Raw genomic sequence first — 12,592 nt, 5'->3', positions numbered from 1 at the left:
GCATTTTTCCTTTAAGCTTTTATACCATTAAGACCGTATGTATGAAAGCGTTAATTAGCCAAATAAGATAGAGTTCTTGCTAAAAGGTTGTAGATTAATAATAATCAAAGGTTTACAAACACTTAACAGAAAGAACTGTAAAATTTCGTTTTAACAAAATAATCGAACTGTAAGCGGAGATTGTGTGAGGCAACCAAATTGTTAACAAAACGTGATAATTAAAATGATGTTGATAATTTAAAGTTGATTTAAAACTGATTTGGTGCTAAATATGTTAATATCACAAGGTTTGCAGTAATATTTGGTTATCTTTGCTTACAACAAATATATAAATACGAATAATGAGTTTTTTTGCAGATAAAAGAAGGGAAGTGATGGTGCATATAGAACAGTATATGCTGGAGATGATGGATACCTATCTTAAACCGATCGATACCAACTGGCAGCCATCTGACTTTCTACCTGATTCTACAAGTGATACATTTTATCAAGATATAAGAATACTAAGAGATAATGCAAAAGATCTTTCGTACGATCTTGTAGCGGTATTAATTGGCGATACGATTACTGAAGAGGCTTTGCCTACTTATGAATCGTGGTTAGCGATGGTGCAAGGACCAAGTATGAAAGAAGATGGTGGATGGATGAAGTGGAACAGGCACTGGACTGCTGAGGAAAACCGCCATGGTGATTTATTAAATAAATATTTGTACCTATCGGGTAGGGTAGATATGCGCCAGATGGAAATCTCAACGCAATACCTGATTGCTGATGGTTTCGACATTGGTACCGGACATGATCCATACCGCAATTTTGTTTATACTTCTTTTCAGGAGATGGCAACCAATATCTCGCACAGAAGGGTAGCTTCGTTAGCCAAAAAAGATGGAGATACTTTACTGTCAAAAATGTGTGGTGTAATTGCTTCTGATGAAGCAAGACACGCAAAAGCTTATAAAGATTTTATGAGCCGTATTTTTGAGGTTGATCCAAATGAAGCGATGTTGGCTTTTGAGGATATGATGCGCCAGAAAATTGTAATGCCTGCACACTTTTTACGCGAAGTTGGTTTAAAAATTGGCCAAACCTTTGGCCATTTTACTGATGCTGCGCAACGTTTAGGCGTTTACACAGCAATTGATTATGTTGACATTATGCAGCAGTTAATTGTTGACTGGAAAATTGAAGGTATGCGCGATTTAAATGAGGCTGGAGAAAAAGCACGTGATTATATTATGGCTTTACCTTCGCGTTTATTGCGTGTAGCAGAAAGAATGAAAAATCCTACTATTGATTATAAGTTTAGCTGGATTGCGGGATAAGCATCACTGATTTTACAATATTTTAAAACCTGTTGCCTATAGCAGCAGGTTTTTTTATTTGTGGTTAATAAAAAACTTGATCTTGCTTAACCAGGTTAAAGCCTTTATTTTGTAAAGCTTGTTGTGCCTGAGCGCTCCAAAGTAGTGGGTTGGTATGATTGAAATGGATAAAATATATTTTACGCTTTACTGCAGGTGTTTCGTTTTTAAATAGATCTATTGTTTCTGCAACCAAAGGGTGAGGTACTTCGGCAATTGCCCGGTTGGCGAGTTCGGTATTGCTATAAAAGGTAGCGTCGACCATGGCTACATCAACATTTTTAACTTCTGTTATAATATTTTTATTCCACTTGCTCCACTTATCGATATCAGGAATAAAGAGATATTTTTTAGTAGGTGTAATAATTTTAAAGCCAGCAGTTTCCGAAAATTCATCACGGTGAGGAACTGTAAATGCGGTTACTGTATTATTGGAAACAACAATGGGTTGATCGGCTGTAAGTCCAATTATATTGATGTTGTTTAACTTAACAAGTTGGCTCCATGGGCCATTTTGCTCCAGAAAGGCTTTTAATTTAGGTAATAGGTACACTTTTAAACTATTGGTAGCCATTACTTCGCGACCAAACTCCATTAAGCCGGTATAATGACCAATATGGGCATGGGTAATAAATATGCCTTCGGGCAGGTAAGGATAGACGTTATTGGTTTGCGACTTAAAGTGTTGCAACTGTTGTTTAATATCGGGCGTAGCTTCGAACAACCACCATTTTTTATTAACGGGATCGACCAGGGCAAGCGAAACAACCTGTTTTCTCATTTTTTGATTTGCCCAGGCCATTTTACAACAGTTTTTCTGGCAGCCCATGTGTGGGTAGCCACCATCTTGCGCAATGCCTAAAGCGATAATGTATGTGGTTTGAGGTAATGTCGCAGCCCAGGTATTTGCAGCAAATAAAAATGCGAGTAGAAAGCTTAATCTTTTCATTACATGTTTCTCCTGTATTGTCCGCCAACTTCGTAAAGGGCGTTGCTAATTTGCCCTAATGAACAGATTTTACATACTTCCATTAACTGTTCGAAGATATTATCACCGGCAACAGCGGATTTTTGTAACTGTTTCAATAAACTGGCAGCTTTATCATTATTGCGTTGCTGAAACTTTTCTAAAGTAGAAATCTGAAACTGTTTTTCTTCTTCGGTAGCCCTGATCACTTCGCCGGGAACAATAGTAGGTGAGCCATTTTTATTTAAGAAAGTATTTACACCAACAATCGGATATTCACCTGTATGTTTCAGCGTTTCGTAGTACAGGCTTTCTTCTTGTATTTTTCCACGTTGATACATGGTTTCCATAGCTCCTAAAACACCACCACGATCGTTAATGCGCTTAAATTCTGTCAGTACAGCTTCTTCTACCAAATCAGTTAACTCTTCGATAATAAAAGCCCCTTGTAATGGATTTTCATTTTTGGCCAGACCTAACTCACGGTTTATGATTAATTGAATGGCCATTGCCCTTCTTACCGATTCTTCGGTAGGTGTAGTAATGGCTTCGTCGTAAGCATTGGTGTGAAGCGAATTACAATTGTCGTAAATGGCATATAATGCTTGTAAAGTGGTACGGATATCGTTAAAATCAATTTCCTGAGCATGTAATGAACGACCTGAAGTTTGAATGTGGTATTTCAGTTTTTGCGAACGATCATTCCCTTTATATTTGTTTTTAATGGCTTTTGCCCAAATTCTACGTGCCACACGACCAATCACGGCATATTCAGGATCGATACCATTAGAGAAAAAGAAAGAGAGGTTAGGTGCAAAATCATCAATATGCATCCCCCTACTTAAATAATACTCAACAAAGGTAAAGCCATTACTCAACGTAAAAGCCAGTTGCGAGATGGGATTGGCCCCAGCCTCGGCAATGTGGTAACCTGAAATGGATACTGAATAGAAGTTTCGTACTTTTTCATCAATGAAATATTTCTGAATATCACCCATCATCCTTAGAGCAAATTCGGTAGAAAAAATACAGGTATTTTGTGCCTGATCTTCTTTTAAAATATCGGCTTGAACGGTTCCGCGCACCGAGCTGATAGCTTTAGCCCTTATTTGTGCATACACATCTGCAGGCAACACCTGATCGCCTGTTACGCCCAAAAGCATCAGACCTAAACCATCGTTTCCTTGCGGCAAAGTACCATTATAAGCTGGTTTATCAGCATTTTTGGCTTTATAAATGGCCGTAATTTTAGCTTCAACTTCTTTTTCCAATCCATTTTCGATAATGTATTTTTCACATTGCTGATCGATGGCAGCGTTCATGAAAAAGCCCAGTAACATGGGCGCAGGTCCATTAATTGTCATCGATACCGAAGTAGAAGGTGCACAGAGATCGAAGCCTGAATATAATTTTTTGGCATCATCCAAAGTGGCTATACTTACACCGGAGTTACCTATTTTACCATAAATATCGGGACGGATATGGGGATCTTCGCCATAAAGGGTAACCGAATCGAAAGCGGTAGATAAGCGGTGCGCTGGTTGACCTAATGAAACATAGTGGAAACGCTTATTAGTACGTTCGGGACCACCTTCGCCTGCAAACATGCGGGTAGGGTCTTCGCCTTCGCGCTTAAGTGGAAATACCCCTGCAGCGTAAGGAAATTCGCCTGGCAGGTTTTCGGTGAGCAACCACCTTAAAATATCGCCCCAGTCTTCATAACGTGGCAATGATACTTTAGGGATTTGAAGCTTTGAAAGTGATTCATAAAACAAAGGCTGTTTAATTTCTTTATCCCGGACTTTATAAATGAAAAACTCTTCCTGATAAGCACTTTTGGTATCGGGCCACTGGCGCAATAACCTTTTGCATTCGCCATCGAGTTGTTCTTCGAAAAAGGTGTAGGTTGCCTGTAAATTTCTTGACATCCCGTCCTCCGGACACCCCTCTAAAAGAGGAGAATTGATCTCCTTAGTCAGGTCAATTACACCTTTGAGCTGATACATTTTGCGGGCAATGGTTGCCTGTTTAGTTACCCACTCATTATACATCTGGCTCGATTCTGCAATTTCGGCCAGGTACCGGATCCGATCGGGAGGAATGATATAAATCTTTTCGGATTGATCGGTAGTCAATTCCATTTTGGCTTTGAAATCAGTTCCGGTTTTAACCTTTATTTGTTCCATTAAGGCCACAAACAAGTTATTCATGCCCGGATCGTTAAACTGAGAGGCCATAGTGCCATAAACCGGGATTTCATCGTCCTTGGCATCGAAAATGTTATGGTTTCGCTTATATTGTTTACGTACATCTCTCAGCGCATCCAGGGCACCTCTTTTATCAAATTTATTAATGGCTACGAGATCGGCGAAATCAAGCATGTCTATTTTTTCCAATTGGGTAGCTGCACCAAATTCGGGAGTCATTACGTACAATGAAACATCACAATGTTCGGTAATTTCGGTATCAGACTGGCCAATTCCTGAAGTTTCGACAATAATCAGATCGTAGCCTGCAGCTTTGCAGATATCAATACTTTCCTGCACGTTTTTAGATAATGCCAGATTGGCTTGCCTGGTAGCTAGCGAGCGCATATACACCCTGGGGTTGTTGATGGCGTTCATCCTGATCCGGTCGCCAAGTAGGGCTCCTCCGGTTTTCCGCTTAGAAGGGTCGACAGAAATAATGGCCAGCGTTTTATATTTCACTTCCACCAGAAAACGACGTACCAGCTCGTCAACCAGCGAAGATTTTCCGGCTCCACCGGTTCCGGTAATGCCCAGTATAGGTGCCGTATTGTTTTGTGATAGCCGCTTTAATTCATCAACAAATTTTTGTGCGCCTTCCGGATCATTTTCTGCAACAGTAATAGCCCCGGCTATGGCTTTAATATCTTTGGCGGGTATGGTTGCTAACTCATTGGTGATACTGGTTTTGGTTACAAAATCAGTTTGCACCAACATATCGTTTATCATGCCCTGTAAACCCATTTTACGGCCATCATCTGGCGAGTAGATTTTCGAAATCCCATATGCCTGAAGTTCTTCAATTTCGGCAGGCAAAATTACACCTCCGCCACCTGCAAATATCTTAATATGCCCCGAACCTCTTTCCTGCAACAAATCGTACATGTATTTGAAATATTCGATGTGCCCGCCCTGGTAAGAAGTCATGGCGATGCCCTGTACATCTTCCTGAATGGCGCAATTTACCACTTCATCAACCGAACGGTTGTGACCCAGGTGAATTACCTCGGCACCAGACGATTGAAGGATACGGCGCATGATATTAATGGTTGCATCGTGGCCATCGAAAAGGGAAGCAGCGGTTACAAAACGGATTTTATTTTTGGGCTTATATATTTCTACTTGTTGCATAAATTGAATTTAAAACAAAGGTAATTTTAAATCTACCGGTGTTTGTCATATAAATAGCCGGATAAGCAATAAGTTGGTTCTGTATTGGAGAGATTTTGACTAAAGACTCCGAACTAACGATTCCAGACTTAAATCAGGCTTGTTCCGACTGATATTTGGTATGCAAATGTAGTAAAATATGCGGCGCAAACCGCGAATACCCTATACCGTTACGGCCTTTAGTCTATTCCAATTCGTGTCCAAACTGAAGCAGATAACCGTTATTATCGTAGATAGCAAATTCACGCATACCGAATTCAAAATCTTCGATAGGATAGCAAATGTCGCATTGATCTTTTAAATTTTCCCAAAGTAATTCAACTTCGTTTGTTTTGATATAAAGTGAGCCGCTCATCACTGCTTTAGGCATATTGCGGTGTGCATTGGGCATGCTGAACATGATCTCTATCTCATCTTTAGTGACACAAAACCAACTCAGATCATCAAATTTTGTAGCACAAGTGAAACCTAGAATTTCGGTATAAAATTTTAGCGTTGCAGGCATATCATGCGATTCGAGCATGGGGGTAAGTTTGGTGGCGGTGTATTTTGACATTTTCTAAGATAAAAAAATGAAGTTGATTTTTAATGCCAGGTTAGAGATAAGAAGAACTATTTTAGCGTTAGAACCAACCAGAAAGATGGAGACCTTGAAATACCCATCCGACCGGCCGGGCGGAAATCCGATAACTATCGGATGGGGGTGACGATTACCTATAAATAAAAAAAAACTATGCTGGTGGGCATAGTTTTCTTTGAATTATTTATTGGTTATTTCTGTTATTGGTTCTCCTACTGTTCCGTTTGGCATTTGGATGTGGAGTAGAGCAGCCAGTGTGGGTGCAATATCAGTCATGTAGTGTGTTTTATTGGTCGCACCTGGTTTAATTCCCCAGCCCATAAACACAAGTGGAATATGCGAATCGTATGGGTTCCAGTTACCATGAGTAGTACCGGTGCTGCCGCCATTAAACCAGTTTGGTTGCAAAACGTAATAAATATCTCCACTTCTGCGTGCGTTATATCCATTGGTGATCATCTTTTTCTGAATCTCCTGAAGTGTGCTTTGCGAAATGTTTGCAATATCTACTGCATTCTGAAAGCCGTCTAAAGTTTTTAAGAATTCAACTGATGCTGATTTGATCACGTCGAAATTCACTGACGCTTTATCTGTTTTAGCGTGGTCGAAAATGATCTGGTTGTTCATCGATCTTAAAACCACATTGTTAACTTTGAATTTATCGTTCAGATAAGTATTTAATTTATTGGCAATGTCTCTGTCGCTTACAATACCAGAAGGCATTTTGTTTTCTTGCATAAAGCCCGGAACATGTGCAGCACCGTGATCGGCAGTTAAGAATACAGTATAGCTGCCTTTACCTACTTTTTTATCCAGATAGTTAAAGAATTCTTCAATGTCCTTATCTAAACGCAGGTAGGTATCTTCTGCTTCAATAGAGTTAGGACCGTAAGCGTGACCAACATAATCGGTAGAAGAGCAACTAACAGCTAAGAAATCGGTAATATTATCCTGACCTAAATCTTCTGATAAAATAGCCAATTTAGCCAAATCTAAAGTAATGGTGTTACCGTAAGGCGTACTTCTAATCGCATCGAAGTTTTTATCGATATTTTGGGTTAACTGGTGCGGGAACGTATTGTTTTTGCCTTCATATTCTTTGGCATCAGCAGTACTGTTTACGTAAGTGTTAATCGGGTATAGTGTTTCCCAGTTTTTGGTATAAAACTTATTGGCCAGTTTTAATTTGTTATAATCGGCAATCCAGGTTGGCACTTCTTTCATGTAATAGCTACTGGTAATCCAGTTGCCGGTACTGCCCTGGTACCAGTAAGCTGCATTTGCAGCATGACCAGCAGGAAGGATAGAACCTCTGTCTTTTAAGGAAATACCGATTACTTTCCCTTTAAAATTGGTGGCTAACCTCAACTCATCGGTAATGGTGGTGGTTAACATATTTTTTGGCGACATGTTTCCTTCTGAAGAAGGTGTGCTACCAACCGTAGTTACAGTCGAATCTTCGGTACAATAAACGTTCTTTTTGGTCTCCGGATCGTACCAATCGTTACCAATAATACCATGTACAGCTGGTACAGAACCAGTATAAATACAAGTATGACCACAAGCAGTATAGGTTGGCGTATAGGGAATAAATGTATTTTCGACTGAGAAACCCTCGTTTACTAATCTTTTCAATCCACCATTGGTGTAACGGTTGTAAAAGCGGTACAGATAATCCCAACGCATTTGATCTACTACCAGGCCAACCACCAGTTTAGGGCGGGCTACTTCGGCTGGAAATGCTTTAGCTGATGCGGGTGTTACCTTTTTAGATTGCCCGAAAGCAATTGAAATAGAAAGAATAGAAACTGAAAAGATCAGACAAGGAATTTTTCTCATTTTATTTTTATTAATGCGGCTAAAGTAACCATTTTTGAATGAAGATATTTTGAACTTTTTGTAAAGATTTTATATCGCTTCGGCCACCACAAATGTGCTTCCACCAATATAAACCAGGTCTTTTGCACCTGCCGATTGAATGGCTGTTGCTTTGGCTTCAGTTACCGAAGAATAGGTATTTCCTTTTAAGTTAAATACAGCCGCCTGTGCAGCAAGATCACTGGCTGCTAAACCCCGTTCCAAATCGGGCTTACAAAAATAATAAGTAGCATTTTTAGGCATTAGCGATAAAACTTTAGAAATATCCTTGTCTTTAACCATTCCGAAAACGATATGGAGGTTTTGATAAGGCGTTTGGCTGATGTTTTTGATTACCTCGTTAATTCCGGCTTCATTATGCCCGGTATCGCAGATTACCAAAGGGTTTTTACTTAGTGTTTGCCAACGCCCCTGTAGGCCTGTCTGTTTTTTAACCTGACTTATTCCCTTAAAAATACTGGCTTCATCAGTTTTGATTTCCGTTTTCTCATTAAGCACAGCTAGTGTTTCTAAAACGGTTAAAATATTTTTGTGCTGGTAAATACCAGTGAGGTCGCTTTGTAGGTTTTTATATTTGATTTCCTCTCCCTGATAAACTGACAACGAAAGTTTATTGTTTTTGATTTTAAAATTCTGCGCCCTTAAAACTACGTCAGCAAAAATAATTGGAGCATTTTCTTGCTCTGCCTTTTTTTCGAAAACCGGAGCCGATTCGGGATGGGTTTCGCCAATTACAACTGGTGTGTTTTTTTTAATTATTCCCGCCTTTTCACCTGCAATTTCGGTCAGGGTATTGCCCAGCATGTTGGTGTGGTCTAAACTGATATTGGTAATTACCGAAATAAGCGGATTGATGATATTAGTCGAATCGAGGCGGCCGCCTAAACCTACTTCAATGATTGCGATATTTACCTGATGTCTGGCAAAACAATCGAAGGCTAAGGCAACAGTGACTTCAAAAAACGAAGGTTCGACCTTTTCAATCAGTTTTTGCTGATTTTTAACAAACGAAATCACTTCCGTTTTACTGATCATTTTTCCATTGATCCGGATCCGCTCGCGAAAATCTTTTAAATGCGGTGAAGTGTATAAACCTGTTTTATAACCTTGCGCCTGTAAAACAGATGCCAGCATATGCGAGGTTGAGCCCTTGCCATTGGTACCACCTACATGTATGCTTTTAAACTGATGTTGTGGATTTCCTAAAGCTTCGCAGAAAATGATGGTATTGGTTAAATCTTTTTTAAAGGCCGAAGCACCTACACGTGTAAACATGGGCAGTTTACTGTATAAATAATCGAGTGTTTGTTGGTAGTTCATATTACAGGTCAAATATAAGCTGAGTATTGCTATTCTGAAATGAAATAATGAAGATTATACTAAATTATAAAAGACGTTATAAACAGAATAAAGATATTATATGACTCATTATTTAAAACCTGAAGTTTTGAATAATATCTGATTATATTTGTTGATTATCTAACGATTCTCATTATAGTGATTAAAAAAATCAGTTTAACGCTTCTAGTATTATCTTTATTTGTGTCTAAACTCTTGGCACAAACCTTTTACGTTAGTTCTTTAATTAATCCTTTATATGTTCCAGGCGGGAGTTATATTTATAAGGTTGAGCTTACAAATGAAGGAGTAAAGTATACTAAAATACAGGAATGTTTAACAGGCGACAAGTTCTTTTCCATAGCAATGAATAAAGATAATTTATTTTGGTTGAGAGATTCTGAAATCTACACTGCAAACATGAAAGAAAACAGCCTGGAAAATTGTAGAAGATTATTTCCAAGCATGGCTTTTTCAAATTCCCTAACACTCGGTTATAATAACAAATTATATTATTGCTCAACTTTTTTATTTGAGGCTGATGTTAACACAGGAAAAACAGACATATTAGGGCCACTTAATTATTTACCTAGCGGTGATATCTGTTTTTATAAAAAAGAACTCTATATGGCCACCACTCAGGGGATAGTTAAGGTGAACCTTAAACAGCCTAATAAAAGCACACTCCATATCCCTTTACCTGGAGATTTATTCCTTTATGGAATTGTAAGTGTTTCAACAGGCACAAGGAAAAATACTGTTTATGGATTATCGAATGTAGGTAATTCACAAACAGATATTATAGAATTTGACATAGAGAATCAAAAAATGGTAGGTGTAGTCGGGAAACTTCCATTTAATGTTTTGGATGCTGCCAGTATGGTGGAAGATGGCAGTATTATCGGGATAGAATTGGAGAAAATTGATATTTATCAGGATTGTATTTCTGGTAATACTGCAAATGTTGATATCAGTACGGCACCACATATTGAAGATTTTACTTATACATTAAATGGTGTTTCTAATAGCACTGGTAAATTTACCGGCTTGCCCAAAGGACAGTATACGCTTTCTATAAATTCTGCATCGGATTCGTATACAACAACAATTGATGTGCCTGAAATGAGCTTGATAAAACCGGTTTATAGTTGGCAGATCAAAAATCAGCTTTGCGAAACCCCTGGTGAAATTACTTTTAGTACGCCCGAACAGAATAGCAGCTATCAAATCAGGTATAGTGGGAAATTATATCCATTTAACAATACCTTTTCTAATTTGTTGATTGGCAAATCAAATCATTTCGAAATTGTAAATAAATATGGATGTAAGGTTGATGAACAGGATATTGCCGTTGGACGGGATCAGTGTAAAATTCAATTTGATAGGGTTGATGTGGTGCAACAATGCGATGTTTTTCATCAGGGAATCATCAATATCTTAACTAAGGCGCATACCGCTGCTTATACCTATACTTTAAATAATAGCATTAGTAATGTAACCGGGGTATTTAAAAATTTAGTTGCGGGCTCTTATCAGGTTAAAATTAGTTCTGACGAAGATGTATTTGAAACCAATGTAATCGTACCTGATTATAAGCAGCTGCAGCCAAATTTTTCTTTCGTCAAAATTAATCCTGCCTGCGCCAATAAGGGGCGTATCCAGTTTAATTCTTTCACTGGTAGTGACAATTATCAAATTAAGCTTAAAAATGACATTTTACCATACGATTATACATTTAATAACCTCGAGATAGGTAAATATCATTTCACTGTTCTTAGTAAAGTGGGCTGTCTAATTGATGAGTTTGATGTAGAATTGGTATATGAACCCTGCCCAATTGTAATAAATAATATCGAAATCCTGCAAGAATGTAATGTTTTAGGTAAAGGATTTATTAAAATTAATTGCCCGTCAATTCCTGAAACCTACACATTTACCCTTAATAATTCGGTATCAAATAGTACAGGTACTTTTAATATGCTTGACCCAGGTAGTTATACAATTGAGGTTAAAGCATCTGGTGGTGCAAGCTCAGTTAATAGAACAGTAGTAGTACCCGATTATTCTTTAAGTAAACCTGTTTCCAAAATTAATGCTAAAAACCCTGCTTGCGAGCGTAAAGGTGAAATTTCGTTTTCTATTGGTAACAACACTGCTGATTATAATATAAAATATAAAGAGGCAATTTATCCGGGCGGCCACGTTTTTTCTGATTTAATTGAAGGAGATTATAATTTTACAATATTAAAACTTAATGGTTGCATAGTTGATGAGTTAAATAAGAAATTGGTATATGAACCCTGTCCAATTATAATTAGTAACATTGAAATTATGCCCGAATGTAATGTTCTGGGGAAAGCTTTTCTAAAAGTTAACTGTCCGCCAATTCCCGAAACTTATACATTTACGCTTAATAATTCTATTTCGAACAATACCGGAGTTTTTAATATGCTTGATGTTGGTATTTACGAAATTGAAGTAAAAGCTTCAGGAGGTGCACCATCTGCGTACCGAACGGTTGTAGTGCCTGATTATTCGTTAACAAAGCCAATTACTATCGTTAATGCCAGGAATCCTGTTTGCGATTTAACTGGTGAGATATCATTTTCTATAGGAAACCGTTCGGCAGATTATAATATTAGATATAATGGGATGGTTTATCCCGGTAATTACGTTTTTTCTGGTCTTTATGAGGGAAACTATTCATTCTCTATTCTCAAGTTAAATGGATGTATTGTTGATAAACTCAATGTTGCTCTGGAAACTGAAGCTTGTAACGATATTTCATTTCCAACAGCCTTTAGCCCAAATTTTGATGGTGTAAATGATAACTTTAAGGCAAAAGAAGGGAGCAGAGCTTTTAATTTTCAAATGCAGATTTTTGATAGGAGAGGAGCAATTATTTTTTCGTCAAATAAATTATATGATGCCTGGAATGGTGATTTTAAAGGAGAACCAGCTCCTGTAGGTACGTATTTTTGGGTTGCATCTTTTACCACCCAGGAGAATAAAAAAATCATCAAAAAAGGATCAGTAACTTTAATCAGATAAA

Annotated in this window: 7 protein-coding genes; 2 read left to right on the top strand and 5 right to left on the bottom strand. The window is 38.1% G+C overall.

Going from position 1 to position 12,592, the window contains the following annotated elements; genetic code table 11:
• The first annotated feature begins 341 nt into the window (after positions 1-341).
• Entirely contained in the window at positions 342-1,322 is a 981-nt protein-coding gene (locus DBR40_RS23525) for an acyl-ACP desaturase (protein WP_124562185.1), read from the top strand.
• Positions 1,323-1,386: 64 nt separating this feature from the next.
• Here the strand turns inward: DBR40_RS23525 and DBR40_RS23520 are convergent, their stop codons facing one another.
• The 5 genes from DBR40_RS23520 to DBR40_RS23500 all read right to left on the bottom strand — a co-directional run bounded on the left by DBR40_RS23520 (position 1,387) and on the right by DBR40_RS23500 (position 9,522).
• Positions 1,387-2,310, bottom strand: coding sequence for an MBL fold metallo-hydrolase (locus DBR40_RS23520; protein ID WP_124562184.1), 924 nt, complete (start codon positions 2,308-2,310; stop codon positions 1,387-1,389).
• A complete protein-coding gene (locus DBR40_RS23515; protein ID WP_124562183.1) occupies positions 2,310-5,705 on the bottom strand; it encodes a methylmalonyl-CoA mutase family protein in 3,396 nt (1,131 codons plus the stop codon). Before DBR40_RS23515 ends, DBR40_RS23520 begins: the two co-directional genes overlap by 1 nt.
• Positions 5,706-5,928: 223 nt before the next feature.
• A complete protein-coding gene (locus DBR40_RS23510) occupies positions 5,929-6,300 on the bottom strand; it encodes a VOC family protein (protein ID WP_124562182.1) in 372 nt (123 codons plus the stop codon).
• A gap of 204 nt (positions 6,301-6,504) precedes the next feature.
• Positions 6,505-8,163, bottom strand: coding sequence for an alkaline phosphatase PafA (gene pafA, locus DBR40_RS23505; protein WP_124562181.1), 1,659 nt, complete (start codon positions 8,161-8,163; stop codon positions 6,505-6,507).
• A 69-nt stretch (positions 8,164-8,232) separates the two neighbouring features.
• The gene (locus DBR40_RS23500) at positions 8,233-9,522 is read right to left on the bottom strand and encodes a bifunctional folylpolyglutamate synthase/dihydrofolate synthase (RefSeq protein WP_124562180.1); all 1,290 of its coding nucleotides are present in this window, start codon (positions 9,520-9,522) and stop codon (positions 8,233-8,235) included.
• A gap of 222 nt (positions 9,523-9,744) precedes the next feature.
• Between DBR40_RS23500 and DBR40_RS23495 the strand changes: the two genes are divergently transcribed.
• Positions 9,745-12,591 (top strand): gliding motility-associated C-terminal domain-containing protein, encoded by a 2,847-nt coding sequence (locus DBR40_RS23495; RefSeq protein WP_124562179.1) that lies wholly within the window; start codon positions 9,745-9,747, stop codon positions 12,589-12,591.
• The last annotated feature ends 1 nt before the right edge of the window (position 12,592 follow it).

This window comes from Pedobacter sp. KBW01, from assembly GCF_003852395.1.
Lineage (GTDB): Bacteria > Bacteroidota > Bacteroidia > Sphingobacteriales > Sphingobacteriaceae > Pedobacter.
Note: the sequence above shows the minus strand (reverse complement) of the source record. Positions and strands in the feature narration are given on the sequence as shown.